Here is a 569-nt window from a genome sequence, read left to right as displayed (position 1 = left end):
CTCGTGGGCTCATCGAGGCTGGGCGTGACTGCGGTGAGTATCCGGACGCTTGAGAACGGCATCTTTCGATGCAGCCATATCGTTTCGTTCTTGTTGCTCAATTCGGGATCGACAAAGGTGCGTTCGCGCTCGCGTATGGCGAGAAACAGTTGTTGGCGCATATAAGCGGTATTGCCCGGAACCGCTTCTTGCGTACCCCTGCCATTGTGGAATTTGCGCTCGCTGATTTTCATCAAAACGGCACGATGACCGAACGGGAAGAAACAGCCCTTGTAGACAATGCGGACATAGTGATCCCGCCCCATGCTTGCGCGGTGGACCCATTCCTCCACCGAAAGGCCCGGCGGGTCCCATGCACCTCGAGAATCCAGCCAAGCGCCGAGCGACGACATCATTAGAAGATTGGTGGCAATGGGCTCCGGCTCGTAGTTCGGTACCGAGAAATTCGATGAGAGGTGAGAAATCTGGAACCGGTCGAAATCGTTCATGGGCATACGGAATGGAATGGTATTCGGCGTGGGCAATTGCGATGCTTCTGGAAACTGCGATTGCATGGGTTTTGACGACCC

1 protein-coding gene is annotated in these 569 nt (G+C 55.2%); it reads right to left on the bottom strand.

The annotated features are described in order from the left end of the window. The coding region (locus ACXJ5O_RS29335; RefSeq protein WP_457302968.1) for a hypothetical protein at positions 1-524 on the bottom strand (524 nt) is incomplete at its 3' end. Positions 525-569 lie beyond the last annotated feature (45 nt).

It is taken from the genome of Phyllobacterium sp. P5_D12 (assembly GCF_054049495.1).
This window is presented reverse-complemented; position numbering and strand designations above follow the sequence as displayed.